Here is a 17,863-nt window from a genome sequence, read left to right on the forward strand (position 1 = left end):
TGCGTCGCCCGCCGGCCAAACCGTGCTCAGATCTCGATCGAAACCGGCTCCAGGGCAGCGTCAAGCACCTCTAGCCCGGCCCCCTTCCCGGCCGCGCCTTCGCTGAGAACGCGCCGCCAACCGCGCGCGCCGGGCTTGCCCGCAAACAGCCCCAGCATATGCCGCGTGACCTGATGCAGGCGTCCCCCAGCCTCCAGATGACGGGCGATATAGGGACGCATCCGCGCCACGACCTCGCGCGCCTCAAGCGGCTCGCTCTCTTCGCCAAAGATGCGCCGATCCGCGTCGAGCAGGATGTCGGCTGGCTGATGGTAGGCCGCCCGCCCGATCATGACGCCATCCATCCCGGCCGCAAGCTGCTCCTCGGCAGCGTCCAGGGTCGCGATTCCGCCATTGATCGACAGGTGCATATCCGGAAATTCGCGCTTCATCGCCTGGACCAACGCATAGTCCAGCGGCGGAATATCCCGGTTCTCCTTCGGACTGAGCCCCTGCAGCCAGGCTTTGCGGGCATGGACCGTCACATGGGTTATCCCGGCTCCCCGAAGGGCTTCAAGAAATGCCGGCAAAACCTCTTCCGGGACCTGGTCATCCACGCCGATCCGACATTTCGCGGTGACCGGTATCGAAACGGCGTCCCGCATCTGTGACAGGCAATCGGCGACAAGCTCCGGCTCCCGCATCAGGACTGCCCCGAACCGTCCCGACTGGACCCGATCCGAGGGGCATCCGAGATTCAGGTTGATCTCGTCATACCCGGCTTGCTCCCCCATCCGCGCCGCCTGCGCCAGTTCCCGCGCATCGGAGCCCCCGAGTTGCAAAGCCACGGGCGCTTCGGCCAAATCGAAATCCAGAAGATGCAGCGCACCGCCACGGACAAGAGCCGGAGCGGTCACCATTTCCGTGTAGAGGAGAGTCCGAGCCGACATCACACGATGAAACGATCGGCAATGGCGGTCCGTCCAGTCGAGCATCGGTGCAACGGAGAGTTTCATATCACTGTTCAATTGTTTCCGGCCAGCTTGGCCCTCCCAACGCCATCAGAAGGACATGGCGCACAAAACACTCTCTGAGCGGAGTGTGCCTTTCCCCGGTCGGCCTATTCTACGGGCTCTCTAACCTGTATGCCAAGCGCGGTACATCGGTTCAGGATGGCAATCGAAACCGTCAGCCTCCACGGGATCGAGCAATCTGCCACGGTCAATCGAAATGGAATTTCTCCGGCAACTGGCACAACTCCGAAAGGGGGGTCGGTTGGGAGAAGAGGTAGCCCTGCCCGAAGGCGCAGCCCGCATCCCGAAGAGCACGCGCCTGCTCCGGGCTCTCAATGCCTTCCGCGACAGAAATGGCACCCATCCGCCTCGAAAAGCCGAGAATCGACTCGCACAGCGCTGCAGCGCGCGCGTTTTCCGACACGTCACGCACGAACTCCCGATCAATCTTCAAGAAGTCGAAATCATGCGAGAGATAGTAGAGCAGTGAGGTGTGGCCCGCTCCGAAATCGTCCAGCGCGATCTGGGCCCCGGCCGTTCGCAGCGAAGCAAGCCGCGCCACCATCGTAGGCGCCGGGTCGAGAAGAGCGCTTTCGGTGATCTCCAGAACCAAGCCGGCCGCCCCGCCCGTCGTCTTCCGGATCAATGCGCGCCACTCTTCCATCCGCGCTTCGCTGGCGCGCGCAAGCTGATGGGGCGAGACATTCACACAGACACCGAACTCCGCTCCGAAACGCGCCCGCAGCTCGGGAAGATCCGCGCAGCACTTGCGCAAGACCCAGTCCCCGACCGCGTCGATCATCTGTGCCTCTTCCGCCAGGGGGACGAAGCGATCCGGGCCAAGCAGGCCAAGCTGCGGATGTTGCCACCGTACCAAGGCTTCCACTTTGGCCAGCCGTCCGGATGCCAGCTCCACGACCGGCTGATAGAGCACGAGAAGTTCGCCATTCTCGAGCCCCTTCTGCAGTTCGTCCAGCAAGTGGAGCCTGTCATGGGCGCGACGGCCGATCTCCGGCGTATAGAGCACCGACCGATTGCCGCCCTGGGCCTTGGCAACGAAGCGCGCCTGATCCGCAGCCGTTATCAGCCCGGCCGCGTCCGACGCGTGGTCCGGGGAGAAGGCGACCCCCATCGAAAGGCCGATCTGGGCGCTGCCGCGATCCAGCTCGACCGGTTGCTCGACCGCTTGCTGCAGGCGATGAAGCACGCCCTCGACGCGCTGCGCCGCATCCGGTCCCTCCAGCATGAGCGCGAATTCGTCGCCGGAATGACGGGCGAGCAGATCCTGCTCGCCAACCAGATCTTCCAGGCGGCGGGACAATTCGCGCAGGACAGCATCGCCGGCGGCATGACCATAGCGGTCATTGACCTGCTTGAGGTGGTCAATATCGAGGAAGATCAGCGCCAGCCCGGCAGCGGCCGTATCTGTTCCGGCGGACATGGTATTCGCAACCCGGCGCAACAGGCTCTGCCGATTTGGCAACCCAGTGAGGGAGTCGAGTTCGGACCGCCGCCGGATCTCTTCGTCCGCCTGACGCGCGAAACTGAGGTCGCGCGCAAGCACGACGAACCTGGTCGGTCGACCGGACGCTGTATCGAGGATCGCCGTGACGATGGTCCAGGTCGGATAGGTCGTTCCGTCCCGCCGGCGAAACGCAACCTCGCCATTCCACCGGGGCGGCCCCGGAAGGCGAGAGCGGCTCCCCTCCTCGATCGCCGCGCGAATGGCCGGCCGGTCCTCGTCGGCCAGCAAGTCGCCGAGGTCCTTGCCGACGAGATCCGTCTGGGTCCAGCGGCACTCGCGCTCGACCGCCGGATTGACCGCTTCGATCCGGCCAGCCCCATCGCACAGGATCATCCCCTCGGTGCTGCTCTGGAACAGCACCGTCATGAGGTCGCGCATCCGTCCCGCCTCGGTGCGATCGGAAATATCCGCGATACTGATGCGCACCAGGCTCCCCGTTTCGGAGGGAAGAGCGGCGAGGTTGATCTCGCAGGGAATCTCGATTTCGGCCGCGTCGCGGAGCACCCATTCGAAACGCGGCGCCCCGCCATCGACCGCATCCTGCATGAGAGCCTGAACGATCGCATTGGAAAGCGGCCTGTCTCCCTGAACCGGCGCGCTGACATCGAAGAGCCCTTTGCGCCCGGAAAGCGCTGCGTTCTTCATGTCCAGAATTTGCTCCGCACGCGGGTTCACCAGTTCGAAACACCCGGTTTCGACATTCTGGATCATGATTCCCTCAGGTGCGTGCCGGACAAGCGCATCAAGCTGTTCCTGGCGTTTGCGGACAGCGGCAATTGCCTGTTGAGTCTGCCCCCGCAAGGTCGCCGTCATCCAGATGATATAGATCGAGACCGCGACCAGCCCGGTCGCCAGAACCAGCCAGTTGCGCAGATCCCCATTCATCTCGTCAAGCGGTGTGACAGGGTGCAGCCAACCAAGGACGAAACCTAGACCAATCGTCAGCAAGACCACCAGCTGGAACACCAGCAACCCGATCGCGACCCGGAGCCCCGCGAACATGGCCGCCATCACGCTCCCAGCCATGAAACAGGTAAAGGCTGGCGCGGAGAGGCCGAACTGGACAAGCCCTGTCACCGGAAGCAGCAGGAGCGCGGCATGAACGGTGGGCGTCCAGGCGGCCTGCTGTAAATGTCCGGGCAGAAGACTGGCCACCAGAAGCCCAAGGCCGACAAGGAGTTGCAGCCCCCGGACCGGGCTCAGACCGAATTGGGCGACACGGAACAGGACCAGGACTAGAACGATCATCGGCAGGAGGGCCATCAGCCGTGGAACGGACCGAAACGGGCTCGTGGCCGTCCTGTCCTCCGCCTGGGCATATCTGCCCACCGGCAATCGATCCTGCATTCTTCCTCCAGACATCTCCGCGCCAGGTCCGGTTCCCGCTGGTCCCGCTCCGTCTCTCGACGGCTCGCGGGGATAGGTCTGGCTTTCCTCCATCTCAGGCATCGGCGACCTTATGACGGCCTTCATGGTTCAAATAGGCGGGTGATGGAACGTCCGGATCAGGATTCGGGAAATCTTCTCGAGTGGCGGCTCGCAATTACAACACAGCGCCCGGACAGCCATTGCCTCCGGGCATAGTCCGTTTCCGGAGCCGTGTGTCAGAACTGAAGAATAAGCTCACGCGTGATGCCGATGCGGACGCGGACCTGGTCTTCGCTCCCCATATCGGTAATCGGCGAGTCTGCGGCAGAGTTCAGGATTCGGTCCGCCCGGATACCCGCTTCAACGCCCCAAAGATCATTGAAACGGTATCGCGCCGTGGCCTCTAGCCCGGCCCCAAGAAGCCCGCCCTCCGCGTTATAGGCAGCCAGGCCGCTCTCGCTGGACTCACTGTCGTCCACGCCGAAATACGCGTCGGTAAACTTGTCATCGCCAAAGACCATGCGCGGGCCGGCCCGCAGTTCCCAGCGATCGTTCGGGAAGGCGATCGCGTCCGCGCCGAGTTCGCCAACAAACCCGTTATGACCGATGGCACCGTAGCGGATATCGCCATAAGCTTCGAAATTCCTCTGGCGATAGACTACGCCGATACCGAGCTCGAGCGAAGCATCGACATCCTCCAGACCTTTGAGTTCTTCGTAGTCGTCCGCTGAACGCTCGCCGATGAAACGCAGCGAGCCGCGCAGGCCAAAGGCACGGGGAGGTCCGGCAGAGCCATCCGGACTGCCATATTGGCCGAGCCCCTTCAGACGGGCATAGTCGAAGTTCAGGCGAAAATCAGGCGAGGTCACCATTTCGTCAGAGCCGAAATAAGCCGGGCGGGTCTGTGCACCAACGCGGACATCATATCTCAGCACAAAGCGCTTGGTCGGATCGATCTGGAAAGGACCATCTGTCAGGATTGGCTGCACCGCTTCAGGCTCCGCAGCGGCGTCCTGCGCAATCGCAAAGCCAGGAACCAAAAGAGCCACGATGGTGGCGATATGTGTAATTCCGGGCAGTTCCATCAATCATCCTCGAATCGGTGCCATATGCAGCCTGTGTCGACGCAGCGTAGCTTCAGTGGGTTAACAATCAAGTAACCACCCCATGGCAACGATCACGTGTCGTTGATTGGCCACAAGTTGCGTCTACTCAACCTGAATCGCCTCAAGGTAGCGCGCGATGGCCAGAACCGGTGGGCTGACCTCGATCTGCCCCTGCGGTGTCTCGACATCGAGCCATCGCTCGCCTTCAAAAAAAGCGCCGTAGATCGGCATCGGGCTGCCATGCGCGATCAACGCGTCACGTCCGTCGATCCGCCGGACAACCCGTTCCAGCGGAAAGGTGCCACCATTTGCAGCGGACAGATCGGCCAGGTCCATCGGTGGAATCGAGATGATGCGGCTGGTCGGCCCGTCCCCCGCGCCCTGTGGCCCGTGACATGTCGCACAGTAGCGTCCGTAGAGAGCGCGCCCTTCCTCGACGCCCCCCGCGCCGAGGGCCGGTCCGGCGAGCGCTCCCAGAATGCAGAGACTGATCGTTCCAAGGTGTCCGATCATGGTGCTATTCCTCCTGGATCGTTTCGAGCCAGTCGACGATGGAAAGGATTGGCGCCGTCGTCGAAATGGGCGAGCCATCCGGCCCGTCGATCACCACCGATGGGCCTGTCAGCAACCCGCCGAACATCGGCATCGGACCACCATGCGCGGCCAGACCATCACGGCCATCGATCATACGGATCACGCGTGCGGGATCGAAGACCCCGTCATTCTGCCGTGCAATCCGCGTAAGATCCGGCACCGGAACGCTCAACAGCGCTGCGGTAGGCCCATCGCCAAGGGCTCCGGGTCCGTGGCAGCCGGCGCAGGTCTCGAAGAAATAGACCTCACCCTGCCGGGGCTCCGCCGCCACTGCCAGGGCGCAGCTTGTGAAAGCGAGTCCGGACAGGGCACCTGCAATCCATCTCATGGCCAACTCCTTTGGAAACAGGATCCCGCGTCTGAGCCGCGCTGTCCATGATCTTCGTCATTCGCAGCCCTTGCCTCGCACACGCCACTCCAGCAGGCTCGCCCAAAGCGCAACAGGAGCTCGGAATGCCAAATCACGTCTATGCATCGATCATGCTGCTGGCCGGGATAGGCATTCCGCTGCTCGCCGCGCTGAACGCAGCCCTTGGGCAGCGCCTGGGCTCGCCGGCGGCGGCGGCAACGATCCTGTTCTGCGTCGCCCTCGCCGTGGCCACGCTGGCAACGCTTGCCACCGGGCCGGGTGCCCTTGCCCGCGCCGCCGGCGCGCCGCCGCATCTCTTCCTCGCAGGCGCGCTCGTGGCTTTCTACATCCTGTCGGTCACAGCCATCGCCCCGCGTTTCGGCGTCGGCAACGCTGTCTTCTTTGTCCTTGTCGGGCAATTGATCTCGGCCGCGATCATCGACCATTTCGGCCTGTTCGGCGCTCCGGTCAAACCATTGACCATTTCACGCGCGGCCGGTCTTGCACTCATGGCGAGCGGCGTCGTGCTGACGCAGCGCGCTTGAGACGAGCCACGGCCAAAACGCCCTCAGGCGGCGGCGATCCGGCCTCCATCGAGGCGCACGACGCGATCCATCCGCTTTGCCAGTTCGAGGTTGTGGGTTGCGATAAGCGCCGCCATGCCGGTCTCGCGCACGAGCTGCATGAGGGCCGCGAAGACCGTCTCGGACGTGCCGGGGTCGAGATTGCCGGTCGGCTCGTCGGCCAGCAGTAGGTGCGGGCTGTTGGCCAGCGCCCGGCAGAAGGCGACGCGCTGTTGCTCGCCGCCAGAGAGCTGGGCCGGACGATGCACTGCGCGTTCCGTCAGCCCGACGGTCGAAAGTAGCTCCGCCGCGCGCGCCTCGGCCTCGGTCGCTGCGATCCCGTTGGCCAGCTGTGGCAGGACGATGTTCTCCGTCGCGCTGAACTCTGGCAGGAGGTGATGGAACTGATAGACGAAGCCCACCTCGCGGCGCCGTGCGATGGTGCGTGCGGCATCGCCCTTCCCGGTCATGACCTGCCCATTCAGCGCCACCTCGCCGGTATCCGGCGTGTCCAGCAGGCCGGCAATATGCAGCAGCGTCGACTTGCCCGCCCCGGAGGGCGCCACCAGCGCCACGATCTCGCCCGCATCCACGCTGAGCTCGCAGGCATCCAGCACCCGGACCTCGCCCGGTTGGCCGGGATTGTAGCTCTTGGCGATGCTGCGGAGTTCCAGGACCTTACTCATAGCGCAGCGCCTCCACGGGGTTCATCCGTGCCGCCCGTCGCGCCGGGAAGATCGTCACACCGAAGGACAACCCCAGCGACAGGATCACGGCCGAGAGCACGTCCCCTGTCTCCAGCTTCGCCGGCAGGTCATAGATCCCCCGGATCGAGGGGTCCCAGACCCCGCCGCCGGCGACATAGTTCACAAAGGAGAAGATCGGATCGATATAGAACGCGAAGAGACAGCCGAGGATGACACCCGCCAGCGTGCCGATGGTTCCCACGGCCGCGCCGCAGATGAAGAAGACCCGCATCACCGAGCCTTCCGTCAGCCCCATCGTGCGCAGGATGCCGATATCGCGGCCCTTGTTCTTCACCAGCATGATCAAGCCGGAGATGATGTTCATCGCCGCGATCAGGACGAGAATGGAGAGGATCACGAACATCACGTTGTCCTCGACCTCCAGCGCCCGGAGAAAGGCGCCCGAGGCGTCGCGCCAGGTCCAGAGCAATACCCGCTCGCCACCAGCGCGCAGCAGCTCCAGTGTCATGGTGTCAACCATGTCCGGTTCTGCGACCATGACTTCCAACTCGTCGGCAACGCCTTCGCGGTTGAAATAGATCTGCGCCTCGTCGAAGGGCATGTAGACCCGCGTGCGGTCGATATCGTATCGCCCGGCCTGGAAGACATAGACGACCTCGAAAACACTTACGCGCGGCGAGGTGCCGAAAGGCGTCCTGGCGCCATCCGGCGAGATCAGCTTGACCCGATCGCCCGCCGAAACGTTGAGCTGTTGAGCCACGCCCCAGCCGATGGCGATCCCGTCTTCGAAACGGGCGATATCGCCGACGCTCTTCTCCGGCGCGGCGATGCGCGGGATGGTCGCGAGATCCGCAGCAGAGATCCCGAAGACCTCGACACCGGCATTGCGGCCCTGAACGCTCGCCATGACCTGTCCCTTGACCAGCGGCGCGACCCGCGTGACACCGTCGACTTCGCGCAAACGTTCGGCCATCGCGTCATAGTCGTCGATCACCCGGCTGGACTGCCCGGCCTCGGTCACCGCGACCGACTGGTAGACCGTCACATGCGCGTTCGCGCCGAGGATCGTGTCGACGAATTCCGCCCGGAAGCCGGAGCGCACGGCCAGCGTCGCCACCAGCGCGAACACAGCCAGCGTTATGCCGATCAGGCTGATCCAGGTCATGACAGAGACGCCGCCTTCGGCCCGCCGCGCCCGCAGGTAGCGCCAGGCGATCATCCATTCGAACGCGGCAAAGGGCGGTGGGCTCTGGGCCAAGATTCTGCTCCTATGATCTTTGGGACTGAATGGCGGGGAACGTCCGAAGGGTCAACTGCAAGAGGCGCCTGCGACGGACCATGTTCCGACCACATTTCGGCAGGTGATTCGTGGCCTCCGCACCGAAAAGATCGAACAATAGGCCGGGTGCCCGGGAATCGTTTTCCGGACGGAAACCCAAATCAAACGCTCGACAAGCTCAACCTGTTGTAATAAAACAGTTTTGAAAATTTATGATGATTAACGGAAGCTTCGCCTAAAAGTCGCGCCTTTTTTGTGGCAAGAATAAGTTCTGGGTTGGGGCGCCTTTGAATGCCGGGGGGCAGGGTGCCGAAAATGATGCTTGATTTGTATTCGTTACTTCGCCGCGTGCGGAAGAGGTCTGTTATGTCTGCACCTATGCGCCGGTTTGCGCGCGAAGAAGATGGCGGTATGATCATCTTCACTCTTTTCATTCTCGTTTGCATGCTTCTGGCCGTCGGTATGGCGATCGATACCGTGCGCACCGAATTTGCCCGCATCAAAATCCAGAACACCATTGATTCCGCTATTCTCGCGGCTGCCGACCTGGACCAGACGCTGGACCCCCAAAGCGTCGTCGAGGATTACCTGGCACGGGCCGGGATCGATCCGGGCGTTGTCGATATCGATGTCACAAGCGCGCTGGATGCGAGCAAGATCTCCGTAACATCAACCGTGAACGTCAAGACCATGTTCATGGACATGATCGGGATCGAGACGTTGGCCGCGCCTGCTACCGGGACCGCCGAGGAATCGGTGACCGAACTGGAAATCGTCCTGGTGCTCGACAATTCCGGCTCCATGGCCAACAACAACAACTTCAGGCTGAACCTGCTCAAGGAGGCGGCGAGCAATTTCGTCGACCAGATCCTCGAGAACGAGAACGCCGACGGAGAGGTCGCGATCTCGATCGTGCCGTTCGCCACCCAGGTGAATGCCGGTCCGGATCTGTTGAGCCATTACACGGTCTCCAATGAGCACAACTATTCCAACTGCATCACCTTCGAGGCAGATGATTTCCTCACCACCGCGATGTCGACGACCCAGCTATACAACCGGACAGCGCATTTCGACCCAAGCCAGAGCCGCCTTCCCCCGCGGGACAAGTACCGCGTTTGCCGCACGGACACGAGCCGCCAGATAACCCCCTGGTCGGATAATGCCGACTATCTCAAGCAGCAGATCAACGACATGGTCGGTTTCGGATGGACGTCGATCGAGCTTGGCACGAAATGGGGTGCCGCCCTGCTCGACCCATCGGCCCAACCCGTGCTGAGCGCGATGATCGATGACGGGCTTGTGGACGAGAAATTCCGCGGCCAACCCTTCGACTATGGCGACTCCGAAGAAGGCATCTCCCGGAAGAAATACCTCATCGTGATGTCGGATGGCGCAAATACCAACCAGTGGGAGATCAAGGATCCCTACCGCTCCGGGCTCTCGCCGATTTTCATTGATGGCGGGCTTCAGAATGTCGATGTCAACAGTGACGCCGACAGCTCGATCATCAACAAGATGTCTTTCTATGACGAGGATCGCGACAGCCCCAACCAGTATTACAGCTTCATCACCGATACGTGGATCCTGAAGCCCGAGGGCGAGGACAGCGCGGTGCAGCTCACCTGGCCCGAGGTCTGGGACATGATGAGCGTGGAGTTCTACACCGACACGATCTATGCCGTGGCTCTCGGTGAAAATGGCTCGACGGAGTTCAACAATATCGTTGAAAGCTGGAGTTCCACGACCAAGAAGAACCGGACCTGGGATATTTGCGGCAAGGCTGCCGAAACCGACGGCGTTCTTGTCTTCACGATCGGTATGGACACCTATGGCGAGGGCGACGAGACATTGTTGAACTGCTCGACCGACCCCGAGAACAGAAAGTATTTCTATGATGTCGAGACCAGCACCGATGTCGATGCGCTGAACCAGGCTTTCACCTCCATCGCCCGGACGATCAACCAGCTTCGCCTGACCAACTGATCCACCGGACAGAAAAGCGTCCCGTGGGGAGCCTCCCCACGGACATCGTCATGATCTCCAGCAAAGGATGATCGCTGACCCTACGGGGGTGCCGCTAGCCGCTTTCCTTTCGCGCCAAAGCGGGTATTGGACAGGCATGAGCCATCCCGACAGCCAAATCCGCCAGATCTTCGAACGGACCCGCGTTATCGCCTGTATCGGGGCCTCGCCGAAGTCGGCGCGACCGAGCCACTACGTGTCGCTCTTTCTCAAGGAATGCGGCTACCGGGTGATCCCCGTAAACCCGGTTCAGGCGGGGAACAGGATCTTCGGGGAAACCACCGTCGCCGCCCTCTCCGAGATAGATGCGCCGGTCGACATGATCGACATCTTCCGCCGTTCCGAGGACGTCCTTCCCGTGGTCGAAGAGGCCATCGCGGCGCTGCCAACCTTGCGAACTATCTGGATGCAGATCGGCATCGCCAATGCGGAAGCCGCGATGCTTGGACAGGGACACGGGCTCGACGTGATCCAGAACCGCTGTCCGAAGGTCGAGATTCCCCGACTGTTCGGCCCGGGCTGGCGGGTCGGCGGACGCGCCTAGCTGCGGGCAGATTTCTCGGCAATCCCGGACGTGCCCTCACGCCGCGCCAGTTCCGCCTCGACATCGGCCAGCGAGACATCCCGCGCCGCCAGCATGACCAGCATGTGATAGAGCACATCGGCGGCCTCGGAAGCGAGCTTCTCGCGGTCGCCCTTCACGGCCTCGATGATCGCCTCCACGGCCTCCTCGCCGAATTTCTCGGCGCATTTCTCCGGCCCCTTGGCAAACAGCTTCGCTGTCCACGAGCTTTCCGGGTCTGCCCCCTTGCGGGCTTCGATAGTTTCGGCGAGCCGGTCCAATGCGCTCATGACACTCTCTCAGTTCAGGCGGACGGGAATACCCGCCGACGCCATGTGTTCCTTGGCCTCACGGATCGTGAAATCGCCGAAATGGAAGATCGAGGCGGCCAGCACCGCGCTCGCGCCGCCTTCCGTCACGCCCTCGACGAGGTGGTCCAGCGTGCCGACGCCGCCCGAGGCGATCACCGGAACGCTCACGGCATCCGAAATCGCACGTGTGAGCGGCAGGTTGAACCCGGCCCGCGTGCCGTCGCGATCCATCGAGGTGAGCAGGATTTCCCCCGCGCCCTTGGCCACAACCGTCTTCGCAAATTCCACCGCGTCGATCCCCGTCGGGCGTCGTCCTCCATGGGTGAAGATTTCCCACTTGCCGAGGCTCACGGTCTTGGCGTCGATGGCGACCACGATGCACTGGCTGCCGAAGCGCTCGGCGGCATGGCCGACGACATCCGGGTTGGCGACGGCGGCCGAGTTGAAGCTGACCTTGTCGGCCCCCGCCAGCAACAGATTGCGAACGTCCTCCGGTGTGCGGACACCGCCACCGATTGTCAGCGGCATGAAGCATTGCTCCGCCGTCCGGGTCGCGAGGTCATACATCGTGCCGCGGTTCTCATGGGTGGCGTTGATGTCGAGAAAGCAAAGCTCGTCCGCGCCGGCGGCGTCATAGGCCTTGGCAGCCTCGACCGGGTCGCCGGCATCTATCAGGTCGACGAAATTGACGCCCTTTACGACGCGGCCTTCCTTGACGTCCAGGCAGGGGATGATGCGGGTCTTGAGCATGGGATACCTCTTCGTCAGTCGAGCGCAGACCTGCCATGAATGCGGAACGAAGGCCAGAGGGGAGATTGACGGCGCCACGCTCAGCGGGCGCGTGCGAGGCTCAGCCACGGCCCGAAGGCGGGTCAGGCTGGCTGCCGCGAGAGGCCCTGCTCACGTCGACGCAGATCAGTTATTGTAGCAATGCTCGTCGTCGCCACTGTCGTTCAGGAACTTCATTTGTCCCGGCATACGCGGTGCGGTGAAGATGGTGTTCTCGAGAATCTGCCCATCCAGCCCGACGTTGAAGGCCGGGTTATACGCCATGAAGGTCTCGGCAACGATCAATTCATCGCCCTTGGGGAAGAGCGGAACAACGTTCGACCTTTCGACCAGCTCATCTGTTGTCAACAGGTCGCGACCGGTCGACGCCTTGGACCAGCAGACCTCCAGCACACGGGCCGCCTCGTTACCGCATTCATCGGTACATTCGATGATGGACAGGCGCATCTGTGTCGCGTGATCCCCGTAGGTCAGGTAGTCGTAGATCGTCTCCATCGCGTCGACATAGTCCTGATCGATGCCGTCCGATTCCCGACTGATCATGTCGGCGATGGTATAGGTGGCCTTGAGATTGATATTCTGAATCCGGAACGCATCGAACCATACAAATGAGCCAACATAGACCATGCAGAGCAGCGGCATGATGATGGCCGTCTCAACCGAAAGCGAGCCGTCGCTGCGGCGCTGGAAGCGGCGCAGGGCGCGTCCGGCATGGCGGTGGAGAGAGGAAATCAAACGCATTGCAAGCTCCTCATCCCGGTTCGTTGACAAAAGCGGACTGGGTCATCAGTGCGTAGTGGTCTTCGCTCACCCGCTCGAGCTGGAGACCAAGCCCGGTCAGCGGGAAGAAGGGTTCCTGCAACACGCAGACCTGCACCAGCATCATCTCGTGCTGGATACCAAGCGTGAAGCTCACCGCAGGCTGGATCTCTTTTTCCTTGTCAACGCAAAGCGCCGCGTCCGTACCAAAATCCCAGGTTTCCTGATCGACCGAGGTCAGGTTGAGGCGAAGATTGTCATAGCAATCTGGCAGGATCAGCGCCTGGTCGCAGATCGCCTCCTTGACCTCGTCATATTCGGGATTGTCCCATTCGCCGATCCTAAGAGCGCGGACGACGACATCGGTGGCGCGATCAAGCATGACCTGGCGAACCATCAGCATGCCGATTTCGAAGGCGGACATGAAGATGACCATGAAGATCGGGAAGAGGATGACGAACTCGATGGTCGAGTTCCCATCCTCTCGGCGTAGACGGCTGAGCCAGCGGCCCAATGTCGAACGCGATTTGCTCTTCATCTTCAAAACCCTCGACAGATCAGGGATGCTTCGATCCCCAAAAGTCCTAATTACACCGACGCTTTCAGGCGCCTTTTTCCCATGGTTAATGAATACGAATTCTGTGGCGGAAATGGGGCATGGTACGGCCGAAGCTGCGGTTTGTCCGCGGATTTCGCACAGTTTCCGGCGCCCCGAGGTATCATTGGGTAAGTCGCAACTGGTTTATCTGCAGCGCAATGGAGGCAAAGGCGTTCGAGATATCCACGCTCTGCACGTCGTAATAGTAAGTCGGGAGCGAAGCGCAATCTTCCAGGGTCATGTCCGCGGTGCTGTCATTGGTGTCCATGCCGATGCTGAAGATCAGGATACCCTTGTCCTTGGCCGCCGAGCAGATATCGGACGTGTTGGGGTTCTTCTCGTTGCCCGACCAGGAGGTGGACCCGGTCTCGCCGATGCCGCGGATGATCTTGTCGTAGTAATAGTCTCCGTAGGACGACGAACCGCTATGCAGGGCGCGGGACATCAGCTCTGACGCGAAATTGTCGACCGTCATGTCGGCCCAGACTTCGGGCCAGGTCAGGCGGCGCGCATTCGATCCGCCAATAGGGCTGGTCTCGCGCTTTTTGTCATACCTGCTATAGCGGTTGTAATACATCGTCTTGCCGTCATCGTCGTACTCGTAGGAGTAATCGCCGTTATAGATGTAGAGCGGCGAATTCCCAGACCGGTATCCAGAAGCAATGTCGCGTTGGTAAGTGTTGGCACCATCCGACATGACCACGAGGATCTTCATCGTATTGTCGCGCGAATAGTCGAAGGGCTGGCCGGCCAGTTCGGCATCGACATCGCCGGACGCGATCAGCTTGGTGAGAACCGGTTGCGAGGAGGGGTCGAGCATGGTCACGCCCCATTTCGTCCCGACATCGATCGACGTCCAGCCGGAGTGATACATATCGTCGATCCGCAGCTTGAGAGCCTCGGCATCGGTCGACCAGGGCGCGATCTCGCGATTGCCCGTCGTGTCGCAGATGCCGGAATCATAGGCCGTCCAGCCGCTATTGTACGGATCGAAATAGGCCATCCGGTTGAGTTCCTGCGTCTGGGTCAGGGTCGTCGAGCGGAAATCGGCATCCTCGAAGGTCACGCAATGGGTTTTGTCATGTTCATCGGATGCATTGTAATGCTGCAGGATAGTCTCGCCCACCGTGACCTGTTCGGCGAAGGGGATGATGGAAATGGATGTGGTGCCGTCATCGGTGCTGTCGCTGCCGTCCCGGGCGACGGATTCGACGAACTCCTTGGCGGCTTCCTGGAGCCGGGCCAGACGCGTCTGGCCATCGGTCACGGTCCGCATCGAACCCGAGTTGTCGAGCACCAGCGCCACTTCGATATCGGCCAGCGTCTCGTTGGCCTCTCCTACGGCCGGGACACTCAGTGTCTCAATACCAACCATGTCCATGAACATTGTGTCGATCTGGGCTTCGGAGACGGCGGAGACAGTGCGGTAGTTCACGCCCTGCGAGACCGTGACGGAAATGAGCTGGTCGCTCAGCCCGGCCTTGGCAAAATAGTCTTCGACCACTTCCTGCGGGTCGAGCACCTGCTCGAGGTTGGCCGCGGCCAATACCGCGCGGTCGAGCGTGTGTTGCAGCTTTGAGCGCGTGTATTCGAACCGGGCCGTGTCCAGAGAGGCGCCGACTGCCAACAACATGCAGACAACGATGAACAGGGAGAAGACGATCATGCCACCATCTTCTTCCCGGCCAAAGGCGCGGATTTCCCGGGATAGGTCTGATCCCGAACGCGGGAAAATCTTGAAAGGCATCGTCGTCACCTCGCGGTTTGCTGCACGTGCGAAGGGCGGAACTGCCCGATCCCTCCAATGGACCCTGCGATGGCGACGATAGTTGGACGACGAAACGGCGTATTTGCGCACGAAATGAGGCGCGCATGTGGCTCTTGCCGCCAATCCGCGTCAATTGCCACTCGAATACGATGATTTCCTTAATGAATCCTTGAGGACCGCCCCGACAAACCTATTGGGTCAGGCGCAATTGGTTGATCTGGAGCGCGATGGACTGAAAGGCATTGGAGATGTCGACGCTCTCCACATCGTAGAAATAGGTTGATTCGGTGGCACAATCCTTCAGCGTAGCGTCGCCGTCGCCATACGTATCCATGCCGATGGTGAAGACGAGGATACCGGCATCCTTGGCGGCCTGGCAGACAGTTGAGGTGCGGGATTGCTTGGTGTCGGAGCCCGTCACGTCAACGATGTCGTAGTAGTAATCCATGTAGTTGCCGCCATACATGTTCCTCAGGAAGTTGTAGGTGTAGTAGGTCACGCTGATGTCTTCCCAGACGTCCGGCCAGGACAATTGGTCGGCTTTGTCGCCGCCATAGGGCGAGTAGCTCCAGTAGCTGTCGCGGGATTTCTTGATGTAGTAATAAGTCTTCGAGCCGCTGGTATATTCATGCGAATAGGTGCCGTCGTAGAGGTAAAGCGGCGAGTCACCGGAGCGATATTCGTCATGGATATCATAGCTCGACGTGTTTTCGCCATCTGACATCACCACCAACACCTTGCGGGTGTTTTCGCGGTCATAGTCGAAGGGTTGTCCGACAAGATCGCTGTCGACGAGACCGTCATCGGCAAGCTCCACCAGCACGTCCTGCATCCCCGGATCGAGCATGGTCAGGCCCCATTTCGTCCCGATCTCGATGGAGGTTGCACCTTCGGCGGTCATGTCCCCGATCTTGCCCTTGAGATCGTCCGCATTGCTGGACCACAGGGTGATTTCCCGGTTCTCATCCGTCGGGCAGACAGGGGTCTTGATGTAGCTGTTGTAGTAATAGGGGTCGAAATGCGCGACCTGCTGTAGCGCGGTCCTGGTGTCCAGCTCGGTTTCGCCATACTGGCTCGTTTCGAAATTCACGCAGTAGGACGATGTGTGATCCTGCGTCGTGGTGAATTGCGCGAACAGGTCCTCGCCCACATTCACCTGGGTGGCAAATGGCACAATGGCAACCATTGTCGATCCGACCGTGTCGTCGCCATCTTCATCCTCGACAATGATCGTGTCGATGAATTCCTGAGCCGCCGGGATCAGCAGGTCCATGCGCTCGTCGTTGTTCTGCCCCATGGAGCCGGAATTATCGAGCACGAGCGCGATTTCCATGTCCCCGAGAGTCTCGTTGGCTTCGCCTGTCGCCGGCACCGAGAAGCGATTGAGGCCGATCATGTTGACCATCATCGTATCGATCGCCGCCTCCGCCTCAGCGGCCACTGTCCGGTAATTCACGCCTTCGCTGACGGTGACGGAGACGAGTTGCTCGCTCAGGCCAGCCTTCTCGAAATAGTCGGTCACCACATCCTCGGGGTCGAGCACCTGGTCGAGGTCGGCGGCGGCCAGCACGGCGCGGTCGAGCGTGGCCTGGAGCTTTGCGCGGGTATATTCGAAGCGTGCCGTGTCCAGCGAGATTCCTATCGCGAGCATCATGCAGACAAGGACGTAGAGGGAGAAGATGATCAAGCTGCCATCTTCGCGGTGCCGGAAGCCGAGAAGTTGCTCCAGGCGCCTCGGCCTGCTGCTGGTTGCGATCCGGTATACCATCTTCTTCACCTTGTTGGGCCGTCCATGCGGTCACCCCCTCGGCAGCCGCGCGACTACCAAAACGTAAGAAGTTGGTTAATTTTCGACGCGGGCCATAGGAAAAGGGGCATTGGCGAGGCATGTTCAGGGAAGTTTTTCGACGGCCAAAAAAAAAACTAACAGTGCGAATGCGATACCCGGCCTCGTTCCAGTCACCCTCTGGTCGGCGGGCTGGCAACCGGCAGTCGTCCCTATCATTTTTTGAGTAAAGACCAGACATCGGGACCAGCCCCGCCTTGTCCCGACAGCAAGTCGGGGACTGTCCGCCCCGGCCCCTTCAAACCTCGAGCGGCAGGGCCGTGGTCGCCTTGATCTCTTCCATCGACAGCAACGCCGTCACGTTGTGAATGCGAACCTCGGATATCAGCGCCTGGTAGAAGCGATCATAGGCACGCGCATTGGCCACCTGCACCTTGAGGATATAGTCGATATCCCCGGCCAGCCGATGTGCCTCCAGCACCTCCGGCCGGGCATTCAGCGCCTCGAGGAAGCGCTGCTGCCAGCCCTCCTCATGCTCGCTGGTCCGGATCAGCACGAAGAAACAGGCCTCGAGCCCGAGCGCCTCCGCATCAAGCAGCGCGATCGTCCGGCGGATCACCCCGGCCTCACGCATCTTGCGAACGCGATTCCAGACCGGCGTCTTCGAAGAGCCGACCGCGCGGGCGATTTCGTCCAACGACTGGTCGGCATCGCGTTGCAGTTCCGAAAGGATCTTCCGATCCAGCGCATCCAGACGGACGGACATTCCGGGATTCCTCCATTTC

The 17,863-nt window shown here is 61.3% G+C and carries 17 protein-coding genes; 3 read left to right on the forward strand and 14 right to left on the reverse strand.

The genetic code is table 11. From position 1 onward, the window contains the following. Positions 1 to 26: 26 nt before the first annotated feature. The 5 genes from dusA to R3X27_RS08095 all read right to left on the reverse strand — a co-directional run bounded on the left by dusA (position 27) and on the right by R3X27_RS08095 (position 5,913). Complete coding sequence (gene dusA, locus R3X27_RS08075; protein WP_317708335.1) at positions 27 to 1,007, reverse strand: tRNA dihydrouridine(20/20a) synthase DusA; 981 nt, start codon at positions 1,005 to 1,007, stop codon at positions 27 to 29. Between the two features lie 193 nt (positions 1,008 to 1,200). Then, entirely contained in the window at positions 1,201 to 3,864 is a 2,664-nt protein-coding gene (locus R3X27_RS08080; protein WP_317708336.1) for an EAL domain-containing protein, read from the reverse strand. A gap of 257 nt (positions 3,865 to 4,121) precedes the next feature. Then, on the reverse strand, positions 4,122 to 4,970 hold the full coding sequence (locus R3X27_RS08085; RefSeq protein ID WP_317708337.1) for a MipA/OmpV family protein: 849 nt from the start codon (positions 4,968 to 4,970) through the stop codon (positions 4,122 to 4,124). A 123-nt stretch (positions 4,971 to 5,093) separates the two neighbouring features. Further along, entirely contained in the window at positions 5,094 to 5,504 is a 411-nt protein-coding gene (locus R3X27_RS08090) for a cytochrome c (protein ID WP_317708338.1), read from the reverse strand. A 4-nt stretch (positions 5,505 to 5,508) separates the two neighbouring features. Then, on the reverse strand, positions 5,509 to 5,913 hold the full coding sequence (locus R3X27_RS08095; RefSeq protein ID WP_317708339.1) for a cytochrome c: 405 nt from the start codon (positions 5,911 to 5,913) through the stop codon (positions 5,509 to 5,511). A 125-nt stretch (positions 5,914 to 6,038) separates the two neighbouring features. On the opposite strand from R3X27_RS08095, the gene R3X27_RS08100 reads away from it, so the two are divergent. Further along, on the forward strand, positions 6,039 to 6,479 hold the full coding sequence (locus R3X27_RS08100) for a DMT family transporter (RefSeq protein WP_317708340.1): 441 nt from the start codon (positions 6,039 to 6,041) through the stop codon (positions 6,477 to 6,479). A 23-nt stretch (positions 6,480 to 6,502) separates the two neighbouring features. Here R3X27_RS08100 and R3X27_RS08105 read toward each other — a convergent pair whose 3' ends face one another. Together R3X27_RS08105 and R3X27_RS08110 are read right to left on the reverse strand one after the other, a co-directional pair. Then, the gene (locus R3X27_RS08105; RefSeq protein WP_317708341.1) at positions 6,503 to 7,183 is read right to left on the reverse strand and encodes an ABC transporter ATP-binding protein; all 681 of its coding nucleotides are present in this window, start codon (positions 7,181 to 7,183) and stop codon (positions 6,503 to 6,505) included. Then, positions 7,176 to 8,462 (reverse strand): lipoprotein-releasing ABC transporter permease subunit, encoded by a 1,287-nt coding sequence (locus tag R3X27_RS08110; RefSeq protein WP_317708342.1) that lies wholly within the window; start codon positions 8,460 to 8,462, stop codon positions 7,176 to 7,178. Before R3X27_RS08110 ends, R3X27_RS08105 begins: the two co-directional genes overlap by 8 nt. Before the next feature lie 387 nt (positions 8,463 to 8,849). Here R3X27_RS08110 and R3X27_RS08115 point away from each other — a divergent pair, with 387 nt between their 5' ends. Further along, positions 8,850 to 10,466, forward strand: coding sequence for a pilus assembly protein TadG-related protein (locus R3X27_RS08115; protein ID WP_317708343.1), 1,617 nt, complete (start codon positions 8,850 to 8,852; stop codon positions 10,464 to 10,466). Positions 10,467 to 10,602: 136 nt separating this feature from the next. Beyond that, positions 10,603 to 11,049, forward strand: a complete 447-nt coding sequence (locus R3X27_RS08120) for a CoA-binding protein (RefSeq protein ID WP_317708344.1) — start codon at positions 10,603 to 10,605, stop codon at positions 11,047 to 11,049. On the opposite strand, the gene R3X27_RS08125 is transcribed toward R3X27_RS08120, so the two are convergent. From R3X27_RS08125 to R3X27_RS08155, 7 genes are all read right to left on the reverse strand, one after another. After that, a complete protein-coding gene (locus tag R3X27_RS08125) occupies positions 11,046 to 11,357 on the reverse strand; it encodes a phosphoribosyl-ATP diphosphatase (RefSeq protein WP_317708345.1) in 312 nt (103 codons plus the stop codon). The genes R3X27_RS08120 and R3X27_RS08125 overlap by 4 nt on opposite strands. A gap of 9 nt (positions 11,358 to 11,366) precedes the next feature. Then, on the reverse strand, positions 11,367 to 12,128 hold the full coding sequence (gene hisF, locus R3X27_RS08130; protein ID WP_317708346.1) for an imidazole glycerol phosphate synthase subunit HisF: 762 nt from the start codon (positions 12,126 to 12,128) through the stop codon (positions 11,367 to 11,369). A gap of 165 nt (positions 12,129 to 12,293) precedes the next feature. Next, positions 12,294 to 12,908, reverse strand: a complete 615-nt coding sequence (locus R3X27_RS08135; protein ID WP_317708347.1) for a hypothetical protein — start codon at positions 12,906 to 12,908, stop codon at positions 12,294 to 12,296. 10 nt (positions 12,909 to 12,918) lie between these two features. Next, on the reverse strand, positions 12,919 to 13,464 hold the full coding sequence (locus tag R3X27_RS08140) for a pilus assembly protein (RefSeq protein ID WP_317708348.1): 546 nt from the start codon (positions 13,462 to 13,464) through the stop codon (positions 12,919 to 12,921). A gap of 181 nt (positions 13,465 to 13,645) precedes the next feature. Beyond that, on the reverse strand, positions 13,646 to 15,271 hold the full coding sequence (locus tag R3X27_RS08145) for a TadE/TadG family type IV pilus assembly protein (RefSeq protein ID WP_317708349.1): 1,626 nt from the start codon (positions 15,269 to 15,271) through the stop codon (positions 13,646 to 13,648). 211 nt (positions 15,272 to 15,482) lie between these two features. Then, positions 15,483 to 16,979, reverse strand: a complete 1,497-nt coding sequence (locus R3X27_RS08150; RefSeq protein ID WP_317708350.1) for a Tad domain-containing protein — start codon at positions 16,977 to 16,979, stop codon at positions 15,483 to 15,485. Between the two features lie 397 nt (positions 16,980 to 17,376). Continuing rightward, positions 17,377 to 17,844, reverse strand: coding sequence for an Lrp/AsnC family transcriptional regulator (locus R3X27_RS08155; protein ID WP_317708351.1), 468 nt, complete (start codon positions 17,842 to 17,844; stop codon positions 17,377 to 17,379). Positions 17,845 to 17,863: the final 19 nt, after the last annotated feature.

It is taken from the genome of Tropicimonas sp. TH_r6 (assembly GCF_033101155.1).
Classification (GTDB): Bacteria; Pseudomonadota; Alphaproteobacteria; order Rhodobacterales; family Rhodobacteraceae; genus Tropicimonas.

Bases quoted from the DNA above. Each gene is read 5' to 3' on its own strand.
- R3X27_RS08085 (WP_317708337.1), bottom strand. From the start codon at position 4,970: ATGGAACTGCCCGGAATTACACATATCGCCACCATCGTGGCTCTTTTG.
- R3X27_RS08145 (WP_317708349.1), bottom strand. From the start codon at position 15,271: ATGCCTTTCAAGATTTTCCCGCGTTCGGGATCAGACCTATCCCGGGAA.
- R3X27_RS08105 (WP_317708341.1), bottom strand. From the start codon at position 7,183: ATGAGTAAGGTCCTGGAACTCCGCAGCATCGCCAAGAGCTACAATCCC.
- R3X27_RS08135 (WP_317708347.1), bottom strand. From the start codon at position 12,908: ATGCGTTTGATTTCCTCTCTCCACCGCCATGCCGGACGCGCCCTGCGC.
- R3X27_RS08080 (WP_317708336.1), bottom strand. From the start codon at position 3,864: ATGCAGGATCGATTGCCGGTGGGCAGATATGCCCAGGCGGAGGACAGG.
- R3X27_RS08155 (WP_317708351.1), bottom strand. From the start codon at position 17,844: ATGTCCGTCCGTCTGGATGCGCTGGATCGGAAGATCCTTTCGGAACTG.
- R3X27_RS08140 (WP_317708348.1), bottom strand. From the start codon at position 13,464: ATGAAGAGCAAATCGCGTTCGACATTGGGCCGCTGGCTCAGCCGTCTA.
- R3X27_RS08125 (WP_317708345.1), bottom strand. From the start codon at position 11,357: ATGAGCGCATTGGACCGGCTCGCCGAAACTATCGAAGCCCGCAAGGGG.
- hisF (WP_317708346.1), bottom strand. From the start codon at position 12,128: ATGCTCAAGACCCGCATCATCCCCTGCCTGGACGTCAAGGAAGGCCGC.
- R3X27_RS08095 (WP_317708339.1), bottom strand. From the start codon at position 5,913: ATGAGATGGATTGCAGGTGCCCTGTCCGGACTCGCTTTCACAAGCTGC.
- R3X27_RS08090 (WP_317708338.1), bottom strand. From the start codon at position 5,504: ATGATCGGACACCTTGGAACGATCAGTCTCTGCATTCTGGGAGCGCTC.
- R3X27_RS08100 (WP_317708340.1), top strand. From the start codon at position 6,039: ATGCCAAATCACGTCTATGCATCGATCATGCTGCTGGCCGGGATAGGC.
- R3X27_RS08120 (WP_317708344.1), top strand. From the start codon at position 10,603: ATGAGCCATCCCGACAGCCAAATCCGCCAGATCTTCGAACGGACCCGC.
- R3X27_RS08115 (WP_317708343.1), top strand. From the start codon at position 8,850: ATGTCTGCACCTATGCGCCGGTTTGCGCGCGAAGAAGATGGCGGTATG.